23 protein-coding genes and 1 tRNA gene are annotated in these 22,772 nt (G+C 70.6%); 11 read left to right on the top strand and 13 right to left on the bottom strand.

The window, feature by feature from the left end; translation table 11 throughout:
* Positions 1–5 precede the first annotated feature (5 nt).
* Complete coding sequence (locus tag ACFV3I_RS18225) at positions 6–866, top strand: DNA adenine methylase (protein ID WP_378823909.1); 861 nt, start codon at positions 6–8, stop codon at positions 864–866.
* Here the strand turns inward: ACFV3I_RS18225 and ACFV3I_RS18220 are convergent, their stop codons facing one another.
* The 5 genes from ACFV3I_RS18220 to ACFV3I_RS18200 all read right to left on the bottom strand — a co-directional run bounded on the left by ACFV3I_RS18220 (position 867) and on the right by ACFV3I_RS18200 (position 5,809).
* The gene (locus tag ACFV3I_RS18220; protein WP_378823907.1) at positions 867–1,175 is read right to left on the bottom strand and encodes a hypothetical protein; all 309 of its coding nucleotides are present in this window, start codon (positions 1,173–1,175) and stop codon (positions 867–869) included. It lies immediately after the preceding gene.
* 5 nt (positions 1,176–1,180) lie between these two features.
* Positions 1,181–2,665, bottom strand: a complete 1,485-nt coding sequence (locus tag ACFV3I_RS18215) for a recombinase family protein (protein ID WP_378823905.1) — start codon at positions 2,663–2,665, stop codon at positions 1,181–1,183.
* A 164-nt stretch (positions 2,666–2,829) separates the two neighbouring features.
* Positions 2,830–3,768, bottom strand: coding sequence for a type II secretion system F family protein (locus ACFV3I_RS18210; protein WP_247639026.1), 939 nt, complete (start codon positions 3,766–3,768; stop codon positions 2,830–2,832).
* Positions 3,765–4,622 carry a type II secretion system F family protein gene (locus ACFV3I_RS18205; RefSeq protein WP_378823903.1) on the bottom strand — a complete coding sequence of 286 codons (858 nt, stop codon included), beginning with the start codon at positions 4,620–4,622 and terminating at the stop codon, positions 3,765–3,767. Before ACFV3I_RS18205 ends, ACFV3I_RS18210 begins: the two co-directional genes overlap by 4 nt.
* Positions 4,619–5,809, bottom strand: coding sequence for an ATPase, T2SS/T4P/T4SS family (locus ACFV3I_RS18200; protein ID WP_247639028.1), 1,191 nt, complete (start codon positions 5,807–5,809; stop codon positions 4,619–4,621). Before ACFV3I_RS18200 ends, ACFV3I_RS18205 begins: the two co-directional genes overlap by 4 nt.
* A gap of 141 nt (positions 5,810–5,950) precedes the next feature.
* On the opposite strand from ACFV3I_RS18200, the gene ACFV3I_RS18195 reads away from it, so the two are divergent.
* From ACFV3I_RS18195 to ACFV3I_RS18175, 5 genes are all read left to right on the top strand, one after another.
* A complete protein-coding gene (locus ACFV3I_RS18195) occupies positions 5,951–6,751 on the top strand; it encodes a glycosyltransferase family 2 protein (protein ID WP_247639029.1) in 801 nt (266 codons plus the stop codon).
* The gene (locus tag ACFV3I_RS18190; RefSeq protein WP_378823901.1) at positions 6,748–7,596 is read left to right on the top strand and encodes an endonuclease/exonuclease/phosphatase family protein; all 849 of its coding nucleotides are present in this window, start codon (positions 6,748–6,750) and stop codon (positions 7,594–7,596) included. Before ACFV3I_RS18195 ends, ACFV3I_RS18190 begins: the two co-directional genes overlap by 4 nt.
* Positions 7,593–8,174, top strand: coding sequence for a hypothetical protein (locus tag ACFV3I_RS18185; RefSeq protein ID WP_247639031.1), 582 nt, complete (start codon positions 7,593–7,595; stop codon positions 8,172–8,174). Before ACFV3I_RS18190 ends, ACFV3I_RS18185 begins: the two co-directional genes overlap by 4 nt.
* 66 nt (positions 8,175–8,240) lie before the next feature.
* Positions 8,241–8,322: transfer RNA gene (locus ACFV3I_RS18180), tRNA-Leu, on the top strand.
* A gap of 78 nt (positions 8,323–8,400) precedes the next feature.
* A complete protein-coding gene (locus tag ACFV3I_RS18175) occupies positions 8,401–9,165 on the top strand; it encodes a DedA family protein (protein WP_378823940.1) in 765 nt (254 codons plus the stop codon).
* Positions 9,166–9,189: 24 nt separating this feature from the next.
* Here the strand turns inward: ACFV3I_RS18175 and ACFV3I_RS18170 are convergent, their stop codons facing one another.
* The gene (locus ACFV3I_RS18170; protein WP_136030633.1) at positions 9,190–9,999 is read right to left on the bottom strand and encodes a Ku protein; all 810 of its coding nucleotides are present in this window, start codon (positions 9,997–9,999) and stop codon (positions 9,190–9,192) included.
* Positions 10,000–10,057: 58 nt separating this feature from the next.
* On the opposite strand from ACFV3I_RS18170, the gene ligD reads away from it, so the two are divergent.
* A complete protein-coding gene (ligD, locus tag ACFV3I_RS18165; RefSeq protein ID WP_247639032.1) occupies positions 10,058–12,046 on the top strand; it encodes a non-homologous end-joining DNA ligase in 1,989 nt (662 codons plus the stop codon).
* A gap of 15 nt (positions 12,047–12,061) precedes the next feature.
* Here the strand turns inward: ligD and ACFV3I_RS18160 are convergent, their stop codons facing one another.
* The 4 genes from ACFV3I_RS18160 to murI form a co-directional block, all read right to left on the bottom strand.
* Positions 12,062–12,982: a cation diffusion facilitator family transporter gene (locus tag ACFV3I_RS18160; RefSeq protein WP_378803926.1), complete on the bottom strand. Its 921-nt coding sequence runs from the start codon at positions 12,980–12,982 to the stop codon at positions 12,062–12,064.
* 103 nt (positions 12,983–13,085) lie between these two features.
* Positions 13,086–13,685 carry an RdgB/HAM1 family non-canonical purine NTP pyrophosphatase gene (gene rdgB, locus ACFV3I_RS18155; protein WP_136030627.1) on the bottom strand — a complete coding sequence of 200 codons (600 nt, stop codon included), beginning with the start codon at positions 13,683–13,685 and terminating at the stop codon, positions 13,086–13,088.
* Positions 13,682–14,419 carry a ribonuclease PH gene (gene rph / locus ACFV3I_RS18150; protein WP_136030625.1) on the bottom strand — a complete coding sequence of 246 codons (738 nt, stop codon included), beginning with the start codon at positions 14,417–14,419 and terminating at the stop codon, positions 13,682–13,684. The genes rdgB and rph overlap by 4 nt, the downstream gene beginning before the upstream one ends.
* Positions 14,420–14,451: 32 nt before the next feature.
* Positions 14,452–15,288, bottom strand: coding sequence for a glutamate racemase (gene murI / locus ACFV3I_RS18145; RefSeq protein WP_136030623.1), 837 nt, complete (start codon positions 15,286–15,288; stop codon positions 14,452–14,454).
* Positions 15,289–15,349: 61 nt separating this feature from the next.
* Here murI and ACFV3I_RS18140 point away from each other — a divergent pair, with 61 nt between their 5' ends.
* Positions 15,350–16,675, top strand: coding sequence for a nicotinate phosphoribosyltransferase (locus ACFV3I_RS18140; protein WP_247639035.1), 1,326 nt, complete (start codon positions 15,350–15,352; stop codon positions 16,673–16,675).
* 2 nt (positions 16,676–16,677) lie between these two features.
* On the opposite strand, the gene ACFV3I_RS18135 is transcribed toward ACFV3I_RS18140, so the two are convergent.
* The 3 genes from ACFV3I_RS18135 to ACFV3I_RS18125 are packed head-to-tail and all read right to left on the bottom strand — an operon-like array spanning position 16,678 to position 19,680.
* Positions 16,678–16,944, bottom strand: a complete 267-nt coding sequence (locus ACFV3I_RS18135) for a DUF3039 domain-containing protein (RefSeq protein ID WP_028503536.1) — start codon at positions 16,942–16,944, stop codon at positions 16,678–16,680.
* Positions 16,945–16,984: 40 nt separating this feature from the next.
* Positions 16,985–18,550, bottom strand: coding sequence for a hypothetical protein (locus tag ACFV3I_RS18130; RefSeq protein ID WP_136030619.1), 1,566 nt, complete (start codon positions 18,548–18,550; stop codon positions 16,985–16,987).
* The gene (locus ACFV3I_RS18125) at positions 18,526–19,680 is read right to left on the bottom strand and encodes an ATP-binding cassette domain-containing protein (protein WP_308194378.1); all 1,155 of its coding nucleotides are present in this window, start codon (positions 19,678–19,680) and stop codon (positions 18,526–18,528) included. The genes ACFV3I_RS18130 and ACFV3I_RS18125 overlap by 25 nt, the downstream gene beginning before the upstream one ends.
* A gap of 133 nt (positions 19,681–19,813) precedes the next feature.
* Between ACFV3I_RS18125 and ACFV3I_RS18120 the strand changes: the two genes are divergently transcribed.
* The 3 genes from ACFV3I_RS18120 to ACFV3I_RS18110 all read left to right on the top strand — a co-directional run bounded on the left by ACFV3I_RS18120 (position 19,814) and on the right by ACFV3I_RS18110 (position 22,761).
* Entirely contained in the window at positions 19,814–20,902 is a 1,089-nt protein-coding gene (locus tag ACFV3I_RS18120; protein WP_378823900.1) for a hypothetical protein, read from the top strand.
* Positions 20,903–20,973: 71 nt separating this feature from the next.
* On the top strand, positions 20,974–21,666 hold the full coding sequence (locus ACFV3I_RS18115; protein WP_136030312.1) for an NTP transferase domain-containing protein: 693 nt from the start codon (positions 20,974–20,976) through the stop codon (positions 21,664–21,666).
* 81 nt (positions 21,667–21,747) lie between these two features.
* Positions 21,748–22,761 (top strand): hypothetical protein, encoded by a 1,014-nt coding sequence (locus tag ACFV3I_RS18110; RefSeq protein WP_378823898.1) that lies wholly within the window; start codon positions 21,748–21,750, stop codon positions 22,759–22,761.
* Positions 22,762–22,772 lie beyond the last annotated feature (11 nt).

Raw genomic sequence — 22,772 nt, 5'->3', positions numbered from 1 at the left:
AAACCATGCCCGTCACACCCTCACCTCTGCGATATCCGGGCGGTAAGACCGCGTTGTTCAAGCTCGCGTCACCGCTCCTCGAATGGAACGGTCTGCGCAAGACGACCTACGCCGAGCCGTTCGCTGGGGGCGGCGGGCTCGCACTGTCCCTCCTCTTCGAAGGAGTTGTTCGCCGAATCGTTCTCAACGACATCGACCCCGGCATCTATTCGCTCTGGGATGCGATGCTCAACGAGACCGACGAGCTGGTTCGCCTCGTCTCCGACACGCCGGTGACGATGGATGAGTGGTACAAGCAGCGCGAGACCTATCGGGCAATGAAAGACGAACCGTCTCTTGAACTCGCATTCGCCACGCTCTTCCTCAACCGAACGAACCGCTCCGGAGTCATCAAGGGTGGCGTCATCGGCGGGATGGATCAGACGGGTAACTACAAGCTGGACTGCCGGTTCCCGAAGGATGTCACCGTGGACAAGATCGAGCGCATCGCCCGCTACAAGCGCTCGATCTCGATCACCCGTGAGGATGGCAAAGACTTCCTGCGCGGCATGTCCGAGCGGTCAGATCGAGTCGTGCATTTCATCGACCCGCCGTACTACGGCAAGGGCTCTGGCCTCTACACGAACTTCTACACCCCCACCGATCACGCCGAGCTGGCCACGGTCGTGCATGGGCTGGAGCAGCCCTGGGTGCTCACGTACGATCTCGTACCCCAGATCCAGGAACTCTACGAGGGATACCCGCAGTACGCGTTCGACCTGAACTACACCGCCGCAGTAAAGCGAGTGGGCACCGAACTCATGGTCACGAGCCCGGATATCTCGGTCGCCGGGATACCTCAGCTCAGAAGCGCTTCAGCCGCCTGATTAGGCTCCCTGGCTCTCATCCGCAGCAGCGGACCTCTCAGCCTTCCGTGCGTGCCATCGCCGCCGATCCGCCTCTCGTCGCCGCTCTGCGCGCTCGTCGGCAACAACGAAACCATGCGGCGAGCGCCGCAGCGGCGGCAACGGTTCACCGCGGGCCACAGCGCTCGCCATCTTTGCCAGCTCGATGACATACTCCGGGTCCGTTCGGATCGCCGCGTCCGCCTCCGCGCAGAGGGGCGCGAATCTCGCGGTCATCTCGTCGGCGGTCGGACGCTGGATGATGCGCAGGATCTCGTCGTCGTCGCTCATGGCCGTCACATCACCTCGTGTGTCTCGTCGTTCAGATCCGTCACCACAGTGTGCGTCACGCGGGCTCTCTTCGCGCCGTAGCCGGTCTCGACCACGATCTCCAGCAGCGTCTTGATGAGATCGCGCTTCTGGTCGAACCCGAGCGCGTCGTACTCCACTCCGAGGGCATCGCGCACCTCTGAGACCTTCTCGAAGCTGACCCGCTCCCCCGGCGTGAACACACCTCGCCGGATGTCCGCGAATCGTCCCGTGGCCGCGCGCGCCTGCGCCTCCGTGACCGCGGCGAGCGCTGCACTCTCCTCGCGGTGCAGACCGGCCATGCGAGCCGCTGCACGGCCCTTCTGGATCGTCCCGTCCTCGATGGCGTCAGCCACACGCTCGATGCGCTGACGGACGTCCTGGAGGCGCACAGAGGCCTCCGCGACTCCGCCGTCGTCGCTACCAGGGAACAACTCGCCGGGACCGTAGAGGAAAGCCTTCACGACCTCCTCGCGCACGCGCTTCTCCAGAATCGTTGCGCGAATCGTGGGGTGCTTCTTGCCGTCGCTCTCGTGCGTCCGATTGATGCGGCTCGTGCAGACATAGTAGGGCGACCGCTCGCCGCTCCCGTCACGAAGGCGCTTGGCACCGAGCGTGCGGCCACACACGGCGCAGTGGGCCAGGCCCGAGAGGAGATGCTTCTCCGGCTTACGTCCGGGCTGAGCACGACCGGCGATGATTGCCTGTGCTTGCTCGTGCTCGTCCTTGGTGACGATGGGCTCGACTACGCTCACCGGCTGGACGACGCCGTAGCGGATCAAGGCACCGTAGTTGCGCTCACGGTCGATCACCTGGCGCAGCTTGAAAGCCGTCCACGGGGTGCTCTGAGGGCTCGGGACCTCGCGGACGTTGAGATCCCGCACGAGCGCGCGCAGGCTATCTCCGGCGAGCACAGCGGCGTAGATCGAGCGCACCACCTGGGCCTCGCTCTCGCGCAAGGTGACGCCGTCCTTCTCCCAGCCGTAGGGACGGCGTCCCGGTGCAGGGCGACCGCTCGCGACAGTCTGCTCATTGGCACGCTTACGGCGCGCGCCCATGCGCTCCACCTCGCCCTTGGCCACCGCCACCTTGATCCGGGCGAACAGACGACCCGAGTCCTTTGCGAGGTCCGCCTCGCCGTTCAGGGTGACGATCCGCAGGCCCTTGGTCTCCGATGCCTCGATCCAGCTTTCGAGCTGAGAGGGCTGACGGGTGAGGCGGTCGAGATCGTAGGTGACGATGATCGAGAAGCGGCCCGCCTCGTAGTCCTGCACCATCCGGTCGTAGTCCGGTCTGCGCTTCTCCCGCCTGGATGCGCTGACGGAGTTGTCCCGGTAGACGTCGTACAGCACCCAGCCGTCATCCTCGTGGTTCTTGATGAGCTGGAGCGCGTCCTCACGCTGACGCTCGACCGCTCTCTCCTCGCCGGTCTGGTCGAGGGAGATCCGCAGGTAAACCGCTACGTTGGGCATACCCTTAATCGTACTTTGCTTACGAGCACCCAGCCGGGGACGTCTCCCCTCTCGTCGTCGGCCAGGGCACGGAGCGGAGAACGCAGGCGTGTGATCATGCCGTCAGTCTGCCCGGGAGCGCCCACCCGCGTCCGCGGTTATCCACAGGCCGTGCGCCCGGCGCGTCAACCGAGGCCGAGCCGCAGGATGAACAGCCCGGGATAGATCGCGAACACCACCGACAGCGGCAGGATCAGGAAGACCAGCGGCAGGAGCATCAGGATCTCCTTGCGCCCGGCCTGCTCGATGAGGGTGCGCTTGGCCTCCTCGCGCGCGTCCCCGGCCTGGGCGTGCAGCACGGCGGCCAGCGGTGCTCCGTGCTCCAGTGCGGCGACGATCTGGTCCACCGCGCGCGAGAGGCCGGGCAGCTCCAGCCGTGCGGCCATATCGCCCAGCCCCTCCGCGAGCGTCGACCCGGTCCCCACCTCCAGCACGACGCGGCGCAGTTCCCCGGTCAGCTCACCCGACCCCACCCCGGCCACGCGCCGCACCGCGTCGAGGAAGCTCTCGCCGGCCGAGAGGCACAGCGCCAGGAACTCGAGGGTCGTCGGCAGTTCGTCGGCGAGCCGCGTGCGCCGAGCCCTGACGCGGGCGGAGAGCTGCATGTCGTAGCCGATCGCGGCCGTCGTGCCGGCGAGCACCGGGATCACGCCGACCGGCACCGACCAGCGACCGGTGAGCACGAGCACGATCACCGCGATCGCACCGGTCGCGATGCCCGCCAGCGTCCAGGCGAGCTGTCTGCCCCGGAACGCGACAGGACTCAGCGCCGACCCCGCCTGCGCCAGGCGCTTGCGCAGCACGTCGCCGTCGCCCACCAGACGCTCGAGGGCATCGCGCACCCGCTCGCCCGGCGAGCTCCGGTGCGCGGGGAGGCGTCCGACGCCCGGAAGCGCCGTCGCCGGCAGCCGCTCATCGTCCACCACGTCGCGCACGTAGGGGGCGATCCGAGACATCAGCGGTGCCGCCCGCCACCGAGGCAGCCGCGCGAGCAGAAGGAGGACCCCGGCCGCGAAACCGCCGCCCAGCAGGACCGCGGCCGCGAGCGCCGTGATCCCGGTCATCCGAACCACCGCCGCGGCTCGGGGAGACGCCCGATGCGGACCATGATGCGGAAGGCCGCGACCGACACCACGGCGCCGACGCAGATCACCACCACCCCCTCGGGGGTGCCGTAGGCCTTGGCTCCCTCGGGTCGCAGCACCAGCAGCGTCAGGATGACCCAGGGCGCGACCGCCCCCAGCACCGCGGCCCCGCGGATCCACGACTGCCGCGCCTCGACCTCTCCGCGCAGCGCCGCATCCGCCCTGACCGACGCCGACAGGGCCCGCAGCACCCCGATCAGCTCGGTGCCCCCGACCTGCCGCGCCATCCGCAGCGTCTCGACGATGCGATCGCCGATCGGGTCGGCCAGCGCATCCTTCAGCCGGTCGAGGCTCGACTCGAACCGGCCACTGCCTTCCAGGTCCCGAGCGAACGTGCGGAAAGCGAGGCGGAGTGCAGGCGGTGCGGACTCGCCGAGCGACGCCACCGCGTCCGGGAGCGACAGCCCGACCCTGATCGACGCGATCAGCAGATCGCACACGTCGGGCCAGAGCTGCCGCCGCAGTCGCCGCAGCCGCCGCCTCCGGCCGCGCAGGAAGGCGACGGGGGCGACCCCTCCCGCGAGGATCGCCAGCGCGGCGAGCACCACGACCCCGGTCATGAGCCAGACGATCGACCCGGCGATGAGGGCCGCCGCAGCGATCGCGGCGATCAGCGCCGAGGCGGGAAGCGCGGGAAAACCGGCCTCCTCCCCGAGCCGTGTGAGGCGCCCCTGAGCAATCGCACGCGGCGCCCGGCGCTCCGCCGGCCAGAGCCAGGGCGAGAGCACCAGGAGCAGGCCCGCCGCCAGCATCGCCCCGAGCAGCACGCTCACGCCTGTGCTCCCCCGACGAGGTCCGCGAACGATGCCACCCGGTCCCGCGCTTCCGCGGTCGCGTCGTACACCGTCCGGCACTGCACGCGACCGTCGCGGACCTCGCCGGACGGGGCGAGGATCTCGCGGACGCGGCGTCGTCCTTCCCGATCCCGCTCGCAGTGCACCACGAGGTCGATCGCGGATGCCAGGGCGGGAGCGATGAAGCCACGGTCGATGTTCCGTCCGGCGAGCAGGGGCAGCAGGCAGAGCTTCTCGATCGCCTCGACCGCGCTGTTGGCGTGCACCGTGCACGCCCCCGGCACGCCGGTGTTGAGCGCCAGGACGAGGTCGAGAGCCTCGGCGTCGCGCACCTCGCCGACCACGAGCCGATCCGGGCGCATGCGCAGCGCCTCCTTCACCAGCCGTCGCAGGGTGATCTCCCCCGTGCCCTCCAGACTGGGCTGCCGGCCTTGCAACGCCACCACGTCGGGCCCGCCGACCGCGAGCTCGAAGGTCTCCTCCACCGTGACGATGCGCTGAGACGACGCGCACGCCGCGAGAAGCGCCCCGAGGATCGTCGTCTTGCCCGCGTGCGTCGCCCCGGACACGATCACGGTCGCCCCCTCGCGCATGGCGGTCGCCAGCTCCGCCGCCGTCGCAGGCGGCAGCGAGCCCTGCGCGACGAGCTCGTCCAGCGTGCGGTGCCCGGTGAGGAATTTGCGGATGTTCACGCTCCACGCGCCGCGCACCACGTCGGCGATCGCGACGTGCAGCCGAGAGCCGTCGGGCAGCGACGCGTCGACGAACGGCTGGCCGATGTCGACCCGGCGTCCCGAGGAGTGCAGCATGCGCTCCACGAGGTCGCGCACGACGGTCTCGTCGAGGCGCAGGCCGGTGCGCTCGGATGCGCCGCCGCGGGCCACGTGCACGCCGCCGTCGCCGTTGACCCAGATCTCCTCGATGTCCGGCGCATCGAGGAGCGGCTGCAGGACCCCGAAGCCGCCGATCGCGGCGAGCACCTCCCTGATGCACGCGCTCTCGTCGTCCACGGGCTCCGCCCCGCGCGCCAGCGCGAGATCGTCGTAGCGCCGCACCTCCGAGCGCGCGATGGATCTCGCACGCTCCGGGTCGTCGGCCGGGTCGACGCCCTCGGCACGCAGGCGACGACGGACGTGTTCGGCGATGGCCGTGGAGGGATGGATCACCCGAGCATCCTGACAAGGATCGCCGCGGCCCCTCCGGAGTTATCCACACCGCCCTATCGACCAGCCCCGGGCGCTGTCAACCGTGTCGCGGCAGGTCGCACCCGCCGCCTACGCTGGGCCGACGAGCCGCGAGGAGACGACGTGCAGCGCGCCACACCAGCCACCCCCGACCCCACCGTCACGGTGGTGATCCCGGTAAAGGACGACGCCGCCGAACTGCACCGCTGCCTCACGGCGCTCGCCGCGCAGACGCGCGCCCCGGACGAGATCCTGGTGGTCGACAACGCCTCCACCGACGCGTCCGGCGCGGTCGCGTCCGCTCATGGCGTGCGGCTCATCCACTGCGCGACGCCCGGCACAGCCGCGGCGAGCGCAGCCGGCTACGACGCCGCGTCGGGAGACGTGCTCCTGCGTCTCGATGCCGACTGCATCCCGGACCGGCAGTGGGTCGAGGTCATGCTCGCGGCCTGCGTGCGCGACCCCGGGGTCGCGGCGTGGACCGGGGGCGCGCTCTTCCTCGACGGACCGCGACCGCTGCGCCGCCCGCTCGCGACCGCGTATCTGCTCGCCTACGCCCTGGTGTGCGGCAGCGCCCTCGGACATGCACCGCTGTTCGGCTCGAACCTCGCGCTCCGGCGCTGGGCGTGGCGCGACGTGCGCGACCGCGTGCACCGCGACGACCCCGAGGTGCACGACGACCTCGACCTCGCGTTCCACCTCGGCGAACGCCACCGCATCCGCTGGGCGCGCGAGGCGGGGATGGGCATCTCGATGCGTCCCTTCCACAGCGGCCGTTCGTTCGCCCGCCGCGTGCACCGCGGCGTCCGCACGGTACTGATCCACTGGCCGGAGGACTTCCCGCCCGTGCGGTGGACGCGGCTGGCCCTGCGCCGCACGCTGCATCGGCTCGGCGTCGCCGCTCCGGCGAGGTGGCGGTCGTGAGCGCGCCGCTCCTCGGCCGTCCGCGCGACACCGAGCTGCTGATCATGAGCGTCAACGTGCGCCGCGACCTCGGTGTGCTGGCGGTGCGGGCGGCCGATCGCTGGAGCGCCCGCCGGAACCACGTCGCCGCGATGCTGCGCGCCGAGCAGCCGACGGTGCTCGCGGTGCAGGAGGCCCTGCCCACGCAGGCGCGTGCGATCCGGGCGGCCCTCGGCCCCGCATACGGCTCGATCGGCCACGGTCGGCGTCCCGGTCCCCGCGGCGAGGGATGCCCGGTGTTCTACGACAGGGAGCGGCTCGAGCTGCTCGACGGATGGCAGCGCGCGCTGTCCGACCGTCCCGAGGTGCCGGGCTCGATCGCGTGGACGAGCGTCCTGCCGCGGGTCGTCGTGGGCGCGCGGTTCCGCGACCGGCGCTGCGGGGTCGAGTTCACGCTCCTCAACACGCACCTGGACGCGTTCTCGCCGTGGGCCCGGAGGCGGCAGGCCGCAGAGGTGCACGCTGCGGCGGTCGCAGCGGGGACTCCGGTCGTCGTCACCGGAGACCTCAACGCGGCCGAGGGCTCGGCGCCGTGGCGGGCACTCACCGCGGACGGGGCGCTGCGCGACACCTGGCGTGTGGCAGACACCAGGGCGACGCCGGCGTGGGGCACGTTCGCGCACTACCGGACACCCCGGGTCGGCCGACGCATCGATGCGATCCTCGCGTCCGCGGAGGTGCACGTGGTCCGGGCGGGGATCGATCCGCGGCAGCACGGCGGCGGCTGGCCGTCGGACCACCTTCCGGTTCAGGCCCTGGTCGACCTCGCTCCGCCGGCACCGGGTCCCCTCGGGGAGGGCGCATGAAAGACGACTTCCTCCGCCCGCCCTGCACCGTCGCCGAGTACGCGGCCGACGCCGTGCGGGCGATCGGCGTGCTGAGCGTGATCGTCGCGGCGATCTGGTCGACCCCCACCGACGCGGGCGTGCTGGCGTTCGCGCTCCCGGCGCTCATGCTGCCCCGTGCGCTCGGCTTGCGCGGGGGAGCCGACCTCGCGGTCGGAGCGATCGTGCTGATCGCGGCCGTGAGCAACGTGTTCGACCTGTACCGCTCGCTGCCGGGCTGGGACCTCGTGGTGCACTTCCTCTGCACGGGTGTGATCGCCGCCACCGGCTACGTGGTGCTCTCGCGCCTCGGCATCGTCCCTCCCCAGGGCTCCCCCGCGTTCCGCCCGCGTCTCCCGCTCGTCGTCTGCCCGCTCATCGGACTCGCGGCCAGCGCGCTGTGGGAGATGGTCGAGTGGGCGGGCCGCACGTTCATCACGACGGAGATCTTCGTCACCTACGAGGACACGATCGGGGACATGGCGATGGGCGGGCTCGGCGCCCTGGTCGCGGGAGCCGTCGTCGCGGTGGTCGGACTCGAGCGCGATCCGCGCCGCTGAGACGGGAAACTGCGGGCCGATCCCCAGAGTGGAGCTCGGCCCGGGTCAGTAGACTGAACCCACCGCGCGGGAGTGGTGGAATTGGCAGACACGCAGGATTTAGGTTCCTGTGCCTCACGGCGTGTGGGTTCAAGTCCCACCTTCCGCACGACGGGTGCTGTGGCATCCCTCATCGCACTACCGCCGACAATTCACGACCGACGGGACTCCTTCCGTGCTCGAAAGCATGCTGCACGCACCGACCGCCCTCATCCCCTGGCTGGATCCGCAGACGATCATCGCCGCGGCAGGGCCCTGGGCACTGCTCGTCGTGTGCTTCATCGTGTTCGCCGAGACCGGGCTCCTGGTCGGCTTCCTGCTCCCCGGTGACACGCTCCTGATCATCGCCGGGCTGCTCACCCACACCAGCAACGTCTTCGGCGTGAACATCTGGGTCGTCACGCTCCTCATCGCGCTGTCGGCGTTCATCGGCGGCGAGGTCGGCTACTACATCGGCCACAAGGGCGGTCCGGCCATCTTCGAACGCAAGGAGTCCGGCCTCTTCAGCAGGAAGAACGTCGAGCGCACCAACGCCTTCTTCGAGCGGTTCGGCGGCATCACCGTGATCCTCGCCCGCTTCGTCCCCATCGTGCGCACCTTCGCCCCGGTCGCGGCCGGCGTGGGCCACATGCCGTGGCGGCGCTACACCCTCTACAACCTCATCGGCGCGATGCTGTGGGGCTTCGGACTCACGATGGTCGGCTACCTGATCGCGTACATCCCCTGGGTGCGCGACCTCGTCGTCGACTACATCGACGTGATCCTCCTGATCGCCGTCGGTGGCACGGCCGCGGTCACGCTGTGGCACTACCTCACGGAGCGTCACAAGGCGAAGAAGGCCGCGGCGGCGGGCGAGGATGTGGTGACCGACCACCGCGAGGCCGAGGAGCTCGCCCTCGGTCCCGAGGTGTTCGACCGCGCGCCCGACCTGGACAGCGACGGCAAGCACTGACCCGGTCCACCGGGTCCGGCACGGTCAGCCGGCGCTCTTCGCGCGCTTCTCCTTCGACCGCGCCACGCTCGCCCGCAGGGCCTCCATGAGGTCGATCACCTCGCCGCCGTCCGCCGCCTTCTCGGTGTCTCCGAAGGTCTCCGCGACATCGAAGGTCTCCCCCGCGTCGATCTTCGCGTCGATCAGGGTCCGGAGCTCCTTCTGGTACTCGTCGACGAACTCCTCGGGGTCGAAGTCGGCGGAGTAGCTGTCGACCAGGGAGGACGACAGCTCGAGCTCCTTCTTCGAGATCCGCACGTCCTCGTCGAGCGAGGGGAACTCCGCCTCGCGCACCTCGTCCGACCAGAGCAGCGTCTGCAGCACCAGCACCTTGCCCCGCACGCGCAGCGCCGCGAGTCGCGTCTTCTGCCGCAGGGTGAAGCGCACGATCGCCGTGCGGTCGGTCTGCTCGAGCGTCTTGCGCAGCAGCACGTACGCCTTGGGCGACTTCGAATCCGGCTCGAGGTAGTAGGGCTTGTCGAGCGTGAGCGGGTCGACCTGGTCGGACGGCACGAACTCGACCACGTCGATCTCCCGGCTCTTCTCCGCCGGGAGGGCCGCGAGGTCGTCCTTGGTGAGCACGACCGTCTGTCCGTCCTCCACGTAGGCGCGGTCGATGTCGGAGTACGCGACGGTCTCGCCGCACACCTCGCACGTGCGCTGATAGCGGATGCGCCCGCCGTCCTTGTCGTGCACCTGATGCAGCGGCACGTCGTGGTCCTCCGTCGCCGAGTACACCTTGACCGGGACGTTCACGAGCCCGAACGTCAGCGCGCCCTTCCAGATGGTCCTCATCCCACCAGTAGACACCAGCCCCACCTGTCACGACCAGCCCTTGACTACGCTGGGCCCCATGGTGGGAGAGGCGCAGGTCGTGCAGATCGACGGCCGACGGCTGCGCGTCACGAACCTCGACAAGATCGTGTACCCCGCCACCGGCACCACCAAGGGCGAGATCATCGCCTACTACACCGCGATCGCGCCGCAGCTGCTGCCGCTCCTGCACGGTCGCCCCGTCACCCGGAAGCGCTGGGTAGAGGGGGTGGGGACCGCAGAGGCCCCGGCCGACGCGTTCTTCACGAAGCAGCTCGAACCCGGCGCCCCGGAGTGGATCGCCCGCCAGGCCATCCAGCACTCCGACGGACCGAAGGAGTATCCGCTGGTCGACGACGTGCCGACGCTGGTGTGGCTCGCCCAGGTGGCCGCGATCGAGCTGCACGTGCCGCAGTGGCGGTTCACGGCGGACGGTCTGCCCGGACGCCCCGACCGCCTGGTGCTCGACCTCGATCCCGGTCCGGGCGTCGGACTGCCCGAGTGCGCCGAGGTCGCCCGCCTGGCCCGGGTGCTCCTGCAGGGCATGGGGCTCGATCCGCTCCCGGTGACCAGCGGCAGCAAGGGCATCCACCTCTACGCCGCCCTGCCAGGGGAACAGACAAGCGCCGAGGTCTCCGCGGTCGTGAAGGAGCTCGCCCGCATCATCGAGAACGAGCACCCCGACCTCGCCACCAGCGTGATGTCGAAGGCCGTCCGCGGCGGGCGCGTGTTCCTCGACTGGAGCCAGAACAACGCCAAGAAGACCACGATCTCGCCGTACTCGCTGCGGGGGCGCGAGCGGCCGTGGGTCGCGGCGCCGCGCACGTGGGACGAGCTCGACGATCCGGGGCTCGCGCACCTCGAACTCGACGAGGTGCTGGCACGGGCCGCCTCGGGTATCGATCCGCTCGCATCGCTCCACCCGTCCACCCACACCGCCGCTCCGGTCGCGGCGCCTCCCGCGCGCGAGTCCGCGGTCGCCGCCACATCCCGGCCGGCCGAGTCCCCCGCCCGCAAGCGGCGCCCGCTGGCCACCGCCGCCGCGCCCACCGCGGGCACCACACTGCCCTCGCTCGACCCGATGCTCGCCGAGACCGGCACGCCGGCGCTCGCTCGGGGCCTCAGCTCCCCGTCGTGGGTCGAGGTGAAGTGGGACGGGATCCGGGCGATCGGCACCTGGCGCGACGGCCGTATGCTGCTCCACGCCCGGCGCGGCACCGACATCACCGCGCGATACCCCGAGCTCACGGCCGACGGGGCGCCGTTCCTCCCGGTCGACGAGGCGATCGTCGACGGGGAGATCGTCGCGTTCGACGCCCACGCACGGCCGAGCTTCTCCCTGTTGCAGAACCGGATGCACCTGACCCGCCCGCGCGAGATCGAGCGCGAGGTGGTGCGCACGCCCGTCGTCTACATGCTGTTCGACCTGCTCCGGCTCGACGGGCACGACCTCACGGGCATGCCGCTGCGCGAACGCCGCACGCTGCTGGAAGACCTGGTCGCCGACCTCGAGGCGCCGGTCCAGGTGCCGCCGGTGTTCGACGACGTGGACGCGGCCCTCGGCGCGAGCGACGAGTTCGGTCTTGAGGGCGTCGTGGTCAAGGACCCCGCGTCCCGCTACCGCCCCGGCGTCCGCTCACCGTCCTGGCTCAAGCTGAAGAACACGCGCATGCAGGAGGCCGTGATCGTGGGCATCCGTCCGGGCAAGGGCGAACGCGACGGCACGCTCGGGTCCCTGCTGCTGGCCGTGCCCGACGAGGGAGAACTGCGCTACGTGGGACGGGTCGGCACGGGGTTCAGCGACCGGATGCTCCGCGAGCTGATGGCGCGCCTCGAGCCGCTGCGGGTGTCCGCTCCGCCGCTCGACGGCGTGCCGAGGCCCGACGCCTCGGACGCGCTGTGGGTGCGACCGGAGCTCGTGGGCGAGGTCGAGTTCGGCAACTGGACACCGGACGGCATCCTGCGTCACGCGCGGTGGCGGGGCCTCCGGCCGGACAAGACCCCCGACGAGATCACCGTCGAGGAGTGAGCGCCGCCCGCCGCGTCACGCGTGGTGCGGCTCGCAGTCCGACTGCTCGGCTGGCTCGATCTGGAAGGTGGAGTGCGCCACGTCGAAGTGGTCGGCGAGGCACGACTGCATCTCGGCGAGGAGAGCGGCGGAGCGCCCGTCCGCCAGGAGCGCGGGCTCCACACTCACGTGGGCGGTGAACACCGGGGCTCCGCGCGTGAGCTGCCACACGTGCACGTCGTGCACGCCGACCACCCCTGCATAGCCGAGCAGGTGTGTGCGGATCTCGCTGACGGCCGTGCCCTTCGGAGCCGATTCGGACAGCACCGAGAAGACCTCGCGCAACAGCGAGATCGCCCGCGGGATGATCATGGCCGCGATGAACAGCGAGGCGATGGCGTCGGCCGGCATCCAGCCCGTGAGCAGGATCACGGCGGCCGCGACGATGACGGCCAGCGAGCCCAGCAGGTCTCCCATCACCTCCAGGTAGGCCCCGCGCACGTTGATGCTGGTCTTCTGGGCTCGGCTGAGCAGCCACATCGACACGGCGTTGGCCACCAGGCCGACGACCGCGACGACGAGCATGAGACCGCCGGCGACCTCCACCGTGTTCGGATTCAGCAGGCGCTCGACCCCCTGGACGGCCACCACGGTGGCCAGCGCGATCAGGATCACCGCGTTGATCAGCGCGCCGAACACCTCGGCGCGCTGGTAGCCGAACGTCCGACGGTCGTCCGCGGGTCGGGCGGCGACGGTGGCCGCGATGAGCGCGATCACGAGCGCGGAGGCGTCGGTGAACATGTGGGCCGCGTCGGCGAGCAGCGCCAGCGATCCGGTGAGCAGAGCGCCGACCACCTGCACGATCATGACCGTGGCGGTCAGCGTCAACGAGATGGCGAGCAGGCGTCTGCTGCTCGCCGAGCGGAGACCGCCGGGCGCGGGCGCGTGATCGTGCATGCCTCCAGGCTAGACCGGGGATCGCCCCGGAACGGCCGATCCTGGCTAGTCGGGAAGGGTAACGATTCTCACCGTCAGCAGGACTTCTCCGCGACCGCCCAGGTCAGAGTCCTGCGAGCAGGGGCATCAGGGCGGTGAAGGCGCGGGCGCGGTGCGACTGCGCCTGCTTCTCCTCGGCGGTGAACTCCCCGACCGTGCGCTCGGCTCCCGCGTCCTGGCCGTCCGGGACGAACACGGGGTCGTAGCCGAAGCCGCCGTCGCCGGACGCCGCGTGCGCGAGCCGTCCCGGCCAGATCCCCTCGACCACGTGCTCGGCCCCACCCGGGACCACGAGCGCGATCGTCGACGTGAAGTGTGCGGCTCGGTGCGGGTCGGCAATGTCGCGGAGCTGGTCGAGCAGCAGCTCCCGGTTCGCCACCGCGTCCTTCTTCTGTCCGGCCCAGTACGCGGAGAACACACCGGGTGATCCGCCGAGCACGTCCACGCAGATGCCCGAGTCGTCGGCGAGCGCCGGAAGCCCGGTGTGCGCGGCTGCCGCCCTGGCCTTGAGCAGCGCGTTCTCCGCGAAGGTCACGCCGTCCTCCACGGGCTCGGGGCCGTCATAGCCGACCACCTCCAGGTCGGGCCTGGCCTGGGCGACGATCTGCTGGAACTCCTCGACCTTGTGCGGGTTGTGGGTCGCCAGGACGACGCGCACGGTCACTCCCCCGCCAGCGCCGCGAGCTGCCGCGCCTTCAGGTCTTCGCAGCCCGCGAGTCCCAGCTCCAGGAGCGCGTCGAGCTCGCGCTTGTCGAACGGCGCCCCCTCGGCGGTGCCCTGCACCTCGACGAACAGGCCGCGACCGGTCACGACCACGTTCATGTCGGTCTCGGCGCGCACGTCCTCGACGTACGCGAGGTCGAGCAGGGGCTCGCCGTCGACGATCCCGACCGACACCGCCGCGACCGAGTCGAGCAGCGGCGTCGAGTTGCGCCCGATGAACTTCTTCTCGCGGCCCCACTCGATGGCGTCGGCAAGGGCGACGTAGGCGCCCGTGATGGCCGCCGTGCGGGTGCCGCCGTCGGCCTGCAGCACGTCGCAGTCGATCACGATCGTGTTCTCGCCGAGCGCCTTGGTGTCGACCACGGCGCGCAGGGCACGGCCGATGAGCCGCGAGATCTCGTGCGTGCGACCGCCGATGCGACCCTTCACGCTCTCGCGGTCGTTGCGGCTGTTGGTCGCGCGCGGGAGCATCGCGTACTCCGCCGTCACCCAGCCCTTGCCCTTGCCGGTGAGCCAGCGCGGCACGCCGTTCGTGAACGAGGCGGTGCACAGCACCTTGGTGCCCCCGAAGCTGATCAGGGCCGATCCCTCGGCCTGCGCGCTCCAGCCGCGCTCGATGGTGATCTCGCGCAGCTGCGAGGCGGAACGGCCGTCGGCACGGACGATGTCGGTCATGGGCTTCTCTCGGTTCGGGACGGGCGAGCGGATCAGCGCGCGTCGAGCGCGGGGTCGGGGAGGGTGATGACGCCGGTGTGGACGAGCTGCACGTCGCGCACCTCGCGGCCCATCAGCCGGTTGGCGAGCGCGGTGAAATCGTCGGCCGAGTCGCCCGTCGCCTCGTAGACGTAGGTGGCGGTGGCATCCGCAGGGGCCAGCAGATCGCCGCGCACGAGCTGACGGTAGACGTCGCCGGCCGTCTCGTCATCGCTCGACACGAGGGTCACGCCTTCGCCCATCACGTAGCTGATGGCACCCCGGAGGAACGGGTAGTGCGTGCAGCCGAGGACGAGCGTGTCCACGTCGGCCTCTCGCAGCGGCGCGAGGTACTCCTCCGCGACGGCGAGCACCTCCGGGGTTCCGGTGACCCCGGCCTCAACGAACTCGACGAACCGCGGACAGGCGGCCGTGAAGACCTGCAGGCGCTCGTTCACCTCGAGCATGTCCTGGTACGCGCGGGAGCCGATCGTGCCGACCGTGCCGATCACGCCGACCCGGCCGTTGCGCGTGGTCGAGACGGCTCGGCGCACCGCGGGGCCGATGACCTCCACCACCGGGACGTCGTAGCGCTCGCGCGCATCGCGCAGCATCGCCGCCGAGGCCGTGTTGCAGGCGATCACGAGCATCTTCACGCCCTGGTCGACCAGGGTGTCGAGCACCTCGAGAGCGTAGCGGCGCACGTCGGCGATCGGCTTCGGGCCGTAGGGCGAGTGCGCGGTGTCGCCGATGTAGACGAAGGATTCTCTGGGCAGCTGGGCGCGGATGGCCCTGGCCACCGTGAGCCCGCCGACACCGGAGTCGAAGATCCCGATCGGCGCGTCATTCATGACTCCCCAGCCTACCCGCGCGCGGCAGGGCCCGCGTATCGCGGCTCACTATGCTGGGCGGATGACCACGTCGACGGCGCTGCTCACCGACCGTTACGAGCTCACGATGCTCGCCGCCTCGCTCCGGGACGGCACCGCGTTCCGTCCGAGCGTGTTCGAGCTGTTCTCGCGTCGGCTGTCCGGCGGCCGGCGCTTCGGCGTCGTCGCGGGCACCGGGCGCCTGCTGAGCCTGCTCCGCGACTTCCGGTTCGGCGACGACGAGCTGCGCTTCCTGCGCGACGAGCAGGTCGTCGACACCGAGACGCTCTCCCACCTCGAGCGTTACCGCTTCACGGGCTCGGTCCGCGGGTACCGCGAGGGCGAGCTCTACTTCCCCGGCTCCCCCATCCTCACGGTGGAGGGATCCTTCGCGGATGCCGTCGTCCTGGAGACCCTCGCGCTGAGCGTGCTCAACCACGACTCCGCGGTCGCGACGGCCGCGGCGCGCATGAGCATCGCGGCCGGTGAGCGACCGCTGGCCGAGATGGGATCTCGCCGTGCGGCCGAGCGCTCCGCCGTCGCCGCGGCCCGCGCCGCCTACATCGCGGGTTTCACCGCCACGAGCAACCTGGAGGCCGGCCGCACGTGGGGCATCCCCACGATGGGCACGGCGGCGCACTCCTGGACGCTGCTGCATGACTCCGAGGAGGACGCCTTCCGCGCCCAGGTCGCGAGCATGGGCGTCGACACCACCCTGCTGGTCGACACGTACGACATCCGCAGCGGCGTCGAGACGGCGATCCGCGTGGCAGGAACCGAGCTGGGCGGCGTCCGGATCGACTCCGGTGACCTGCCGATCGTGGCCGCCGAGGTCCGCGCACAGCTGGACGAGCTGGGAGCGACGGGCACGCGCATCACCGTCACCAGCGACCTCGACGAGTACGCGATCGCCGCTCTCGCCGCGTCACCCGTCGACGCGTACGGCGTCGGCACCTCGGTCGTGACCGGGTCCGGCTACCCCACTGCGAGCATGGTGTACAAGCTGGTCGCGCGGCAGGATGCCGACGGAGCCTGGATCGGGGTGGCCAAGGCCTCCGCCGACAAGGCGTCGTTCGGGGGGCGGAAGGCAGCGTTCCGGACGCTGTCCGACGGCGTCGCGACGGCGGAGACCGTCGTCGTGTCCGACGGGTTCGAGGAACTCGACACACCCGCTGAGCACGTGGACGGCCGACCGCTCCAGGTCACTCTCGTCGAGGACGGCGACATCGACACCGCGCACGAGGGTGTCGCCGGGACGGCGGCCGCCCGCGCACATCACCTTCGCGTGCGCGAGGAGCTGCCGGTGCGCGCCCTGGCGCTCAGCAAGTCCGACCCGGCGATCCCGACCGTCTACCTCGAGGCCGACTGAGGTCAGCCGACCATCGACTCGTAGATCTCCTTGCACGTCGGGCAGATCGGGAACTTCTCCGGATCGCGGCCCGGCGTCCACTTCTTGCCGCAGAGGGCGCGCACCGGCTTCCCGGTGATCGCGGACTCGAGGATCTTGTCCTTCTTCACGTAGTGCGAGAAGCGCTCGTGGTCGCCCGGTTCGAGGTTCTCCTCCCGGAGGAGCTCTTCCAGTTCGCGATCAAGCGTTGCCACGCCGCCCTGATCGGGGCTGTCCAGCGGAGTACTCATTCCGCGATTCTAGCCGCGTCGTGGGGCCGGTGGGCGGCCGTCACGCGGTCTCGACGAACTCCATGAGCCGCTCTCCGCTGTGCTCGAAGATGCGCCCGCCGAGCACAGCCCCGGCGACGAGCACGATCGCGCCGGTGAACAGCCCCACCCAGAACGCCGCGGGCGCGAACGCCGAACCGGAGACGATCGTGGCGGCGAAGAGCCAGATCGTCGGCACGCTCAGGACGATGGATCCGAGGAACGCCGCGGCGGGGCCGTAGGCACCGTGGGACGTCGGCCGCTGTGGCTGCTGGAAGGGGCTGTCCCCGGGTCGCGACACCGCGTACGGTGCGACCACCGACACCACGCTCGAGATGCCGAGGGCGCACAGCAGAAGACTGACCGCGAGACCCACCAGCGGAAGGAGGAGGGTCCAGCTCCCCACGAGCAGCAACGACAGCGGCACCGCGATCGCGAGCACCGGGACGGCCACGAGGAGCACCGGGACGAGCCGTCCGAGGCGGTCGGGAAGGCCGCGTACCCCGCTCGCCACGTGCGTCCACAGCGCGGTCGAGTCGTAGGCGATGTCGTTGTGGGGCAGCCAGCCGAAGAACAGCGCCATCACCGGAACCGGGATGAGGGCCGCGATCTCGATCGGGACACCGGCGACGATGAGCGGCAGCACCGTCAGCACCCCGGCGACGGGCACGACGATCACGTTCATGATGTAGCGACGGTCCCGCAGCCAGTACACGAGGCTGCGCGACGCGATCGCTCCGAAAGCGTTGGACGGCAGCAGGCCGAACCAGCCGAGGCCCGTGCGCTCCCGTGCCGTGACGGGCCGCTCGGTGGTCGTCAGCAGACGACGGACGAACCACGCCCAGACGAGGGCGAGGGCGATGGCCGTGACCACCGCGACGGCACCGCTCGCCCACGCCGTCCCGGTCTCTCCTGCCGCCGCGGCGAACGCAGAGGCCGGAGCCGCAGCGAACGGAGTGACACCGATCACCGACGTGAGCGTCGCGATCGACGCGGGCACGTCACCGTCCCATCGCAACGAACCGAGGAACACGGCGACGGGGAATGCGATCACTATCAGGGCGAGCGCGAACAGGGCGGTGAGCTCCCTCGATCGACGCTCCGGGAGCAGCATCGCGTTCAGCGCCATGCCGATCCGGGCGATCAGGGCCGTGATGAACAGGCCGAGCAGAGACATGATCACCGCGAGTGGCCACGGCGCGCCCGCCTCGATCGCGACGATGCACACGCTGGCATAGACGGCGAGAAGGGCGAGGCTCGGCACGCTCACCAGCGAGGCGAGCATGAGCACCCAGGGCAGTCGGCGCTCGTCGACGCCGAACACCGCGAACCGACGGGGGTCGAGCTGGTCCACCGCCCCGACCAGCAGCGGCCCCACGAGGAAGCCGAGCAGCACCGCCGCACCGCCGAGCACGGTGACCGCGCTGGCGACCGGCACGGAGGCGTCGGTCAGGCTGAACACCGCGACGCAGACCACGACCGTCACGGCGACGACGGCCCCGAAGGACAGCAGCGTGCGGATCCGGCGTTCACCGCGGAGTGCGCCGAGGAGGAGCGCGAACCTCAGTCGGAGAACGTGTGCAGCCATTCCAGCCCCTCCACCTCGCCGCTGGAGCCCGCGAGCTCGACGAAGCGCGATTCGAGGGTCTGCCCCGCGCGGACCTCGTCGATCGTCCCCTCCGCGAGCACCTCGCCGTTGACGATGATCGCCACACGCGAGCACACCCGCTCGACCAGGTCCATGCCGTGGCTCGACAGGATCACGGTGCCCCCGTGGGCGACGTAGGCGCGGAGGATGTCAAGGATGACGGCGGATGACACGGGGTCGACCGACTCGAAGGGCTCGTCGAGCACCAGCACGCGGGGCGAGTGGATCATCGCACCGGCGAGCATGATCTTCTTCGTCATACCCGCGGAGTAGTCCGACACCACGCGGTTGAGCGCGTCTCCGAGATCGAAGGCGCGAGCCAGATCCGCGGCGCGCTTCTCGATGACGTCAGCCGCCAGCCCGCGAAGCAGTCCGTAGTAGTAGAGGAGTTGTCGGCCGGTCAGGCGGTCGAAGGTGCGAAGGCGGTCGGGAAGCACTCCCATGACGCGCTTGGCGGCGAGAGGGTCGACGGCCTGGTCGATGCCGCAGATCACGACGCTCCCCTCGTCGGCGCGCAGCAGCCCCGCGACGATCGAGAGCGTGGTGGTCTTGCCCGCACCGTTCGGTCCGACGATCCCGTAGAACGAGGCGGCGGGCACCGACAGGTCGATGCCGTCGACGGCGCGGTTGTCGCCGAACTGCTTCACCAGGCCGCGGATGCGGATCGCCTCGGTGCTCGGCTGGTCCTCACGGGAACCCTCGGCACGCAGCGGCGGCTCCTGCGAGGTCTCCGGATCGACGACGACGACGGAGTCGTCCGTCAGCGCGTCGGCTGTGGGGTTCGGCACGGGCTCCACCGCATCGGCGGGCACGGGAACGGCTGTGCTCTCGGCGGTCGGCTCGAGCTCTGCGACGATGGTGTCCGCGCCCGGATCATCGGACGCCGCTTCACCCACAGAGCCGGCGGACATCGGAGCTACCGTGTCGTCCGCCACCGCGGTGGCGGACGCAATCGCGACGCCCTCACCGTCCACGGCGGGCGTCTCCGTGACGGTCTCGAGCGCGGCAGCCCCGTCGGCCGCCGCCTCCTCGCCGGTCCCCTCGTGCGTCGCCTGCTCGGCTGCCGCCATCTCGGCTGCGACTTTCTCGGCTGCGACTTTCTCGGCTGCGACTTTCTCGGCTGCGGCCTTCTCAGCCGCGGCTTTCTCAGCTGCGGCCTTCTCGGCTGCGGCCTTCTCGGCTGCGGCCTTCGCGGCAGCCGTCTTGGCCGCCGCCGTCTTCGCCGACGCGGAGCGCGCCGTGCTCTTCGGCGCTGCCGACTTGGCCGCCGCCGCCTTCGCCGCCGCCGTCTTCGCAGCGGTCGCTGTGGACGTCGCCGCCCGTGGGGACGTCGGCGTGGCCGCCGCGTTCTTCACCGCCGCCGCCCGGGAGGCGCCGGCCTGTCGGGGTCGCGCGGGTGTGCGCGCTGCCGTGTTCCTCGCCGCCGCGAGTCGCGCCGCATCGGCGCTGCGCGCTGCGGGCGCCACGGCTGAAGCATCAACGCTGCCCTTGGGTGTCGGCTCCACCACGACCTCGAGCGACGCGGCGGCATTTTCTGCGGCCGCCTTGGCCGGTGCCGCCGTTGCGCTGACGCTCTTCGCCGATGCGGAGGTCTTCGCCGCCGCCTTCGACGCCGCAGCCTTCGATGCCGTGGCCTTCGATGCCGTGGCCTTCGATGACGAGGCCTTCGATGACGAGCCCTTCGCTCCCGCGGCTTGCGATGCTGACGTCTTCGCTGCCGTGGCCTTCGCTGCCGTCGTCTTCGCTGCCGCAGCCTTCGATGCCGTGGCCTTCGATGACGAGGCCTTCGATCCCGCGCCTTGCGATGCTGACGTCTTCGCTGCCGACGTCTTCGACGCAATCGTCTTCGCTGCCGACGTCTTCGATGCCGCCGTCTTCGCGCCCGTGGGCTGTGGCGTCGCGCCGCTCTCGTCGGCGCTCTTCTTCACCGCCGCCCCGCCCGTCGCCTTCTTCACGGTGGTGGTGCTGCGGCGAGGCGCACGTGGCTTCTTGTCCGCGGTCGCGGCGGTCGCCTTCTTCGCGCTCTCCGCCGCTGACGCACTCGCGTCGGGCGTTCCCGAAGGGGTCTCGTTCGTGTCCACCTCGGCGGTGCGGTCGTCAGGGGAGGAAGTCACCGTCCTACGGTATCAATGGGCGGCTTCCAGCCAAGGCCCCACGCGACAATCCGACATGCAGACCGCAACGCGAGGAGGAATGCAAGGGGGTTGCCGAGGCTGTGCGTTGCGTGTGTACTCGGTCACGAAATGGCAACAGGGACCTCTGGGCCCCGGGCTTCCCAGGCGGAATCGCTAGCATGATTCCCGGCACGACGAAGTGTCTGGTCGGTGAACCGGCCGTGAACACAACTTCCTTTAGGAGCACTCGTGACTCTTCAGACCGTCATCCTCGCAGCCGGCATGGGCTCTCGACTCGGCCGCGCGCTGCCCAAGCCGCTGACCGAGCTCAACGACGGCCGCACGATCATGCGCCAGCAGCACGACAACATCCGCGCCGCCTTCGGCTCTGACGCGCGCATCACCACCGTGGTGGGCTATCGCGCCGAGACGATCATCGAGGCGTTCCCGAACGTGAACTACGTCCACAACGACCGCTACGACGAGACCAACACGTCGAAGAGCCTCCTTCGCGCGCTCGGCGCCACCGGCCGCGGCGGGGTGCTCTGGATGAACGGCGACGTCGTGTTCGACCCGATGATCCTCGGCCGCGCGGTGGAGTACATCGAGCGCGACCAGTCGTTCGTGACCGTCAACACCGCCAAGGTGAGCGACGAAGAGGTCAAGTACACGGTCACGGCCGAGGGCTACATCAAGGAGCTGTCCAAGACCGTCAAGGGCGGGCTCGGCGAGGCAGTCGGCATCAACTACATCTCGTCCCGCGAGAAGAAGGCGTTCATGCGTCAGCTGCAGCGCGTCGAGGACCAGGACTACTTCGAGCGCGGCCTCGAGCTCGCGATCGCCGAAGACGGCCTGCTGCTCGAGCCGATGGACGTCTCGGACCTCTACGCGGTCGAGGTCGACTTCGCAGAAGACCTGGAGCGCGCGAACCTCTTCGTCTGATTCCACGACACCGAGAGCCCCTGTCCCCCGCGGACCGGGGCTCTCGGTGTTTTCGCGGTGGAATTCCGTAGGATCGGCGCCATGGCCCCCAAGGTGCACAAGATCCACTCCCTGCCGGATGACGCCCCGTGGGACAAAGGCATCCCGCCGACCGGCTCACCCGAACACCCGATGATGGTGCGCGGCCTCGACCGCGTTCTCTCTATCCAGCGACCGCTCGTCCTGGCGCACATCCGGAGCATCCGCCTTCGCCACCCGCACGCCACGCCCGCGGAGATCATCCGCATCCTGGAGCGGCGGTACCTCGCGGCGGTCACGGCCGGCGGCGCCGCCGTCGGTGCGACCGCGGTGGTCCCCGGGATCGGCACCGGCGTCACACTCGCGCTGTCCGGCGTGGAGACGGTCGGTTTCGTGGAGTCGACGGCGCTCTTCGCGCAGTCGGTGGCCGAGGTCCATGGGATCGCTGTCGGGAACCCCGACCGCGCGCGGGCGCTGGTGATGACGTTGATGCTCGGCAAGGAGGGCGTCGACCTGGTCGGTCAGCTGGCGGGACAGATCGCGGGGCGCGGGGTCAGCCGCTCGGCGTACTGGGGCGAACTCGTGACCAAGTCGCTGCCTCGTGCTGCCGTCGGCCCGCTGGTCGACCAGTTGAAGAGCATGTTCGTGAAGCAGTTCGCGGCGAAGGGCGGCGCATCCTTCGTCGGCAAAGCCATGCCGTTCGGTATCGGCGCGGCGATCGGCGGGGCAGGCAACCACCTCCTGGGCCGCCGCGTGCTGACGACCTCACACCGGGCGTTCGGGGCAGCCCCCGTCGATCTGCCCTCGGAGCTGGAGCCGGTGCCGGGTGCGGAGAAGCTGGAGCTGCGCATGCTCCGCGGAGCCCGCTACGCCGGCAACGCGGTCGCGGGCGCAGCCGGAACGGTCGCTCGTGGAGCGGGCTGGGTGGGCCACCGCGTGGGCGAGGTCGCGGGGCGACGTCGCGGGGACGCGGTCGCGGAGCTCGACGAGGGCGAGGGCGAGGGCGAGGGCGCGGGCGCGGGCGCGGGCGACCACAGCCTGCCCGAGCGTCCGGGTGCGGACACCGCCGAGCGGTGACGGCAGGGCGC

Origin of the sequence: Microbacterium sp. NPDC059771 (assembly GCF_042732495.1) — a bacterium.
Classification (GTDB): Bacteria; Actinomycetota; Actinomycetes; order Actinomycetales; family Microbacteriaceae; genus Microbacterium; species Microbacterium sufflavum.
This window is presented reverse-complemented; position numbering and strand designations above follow the sequence as displayed.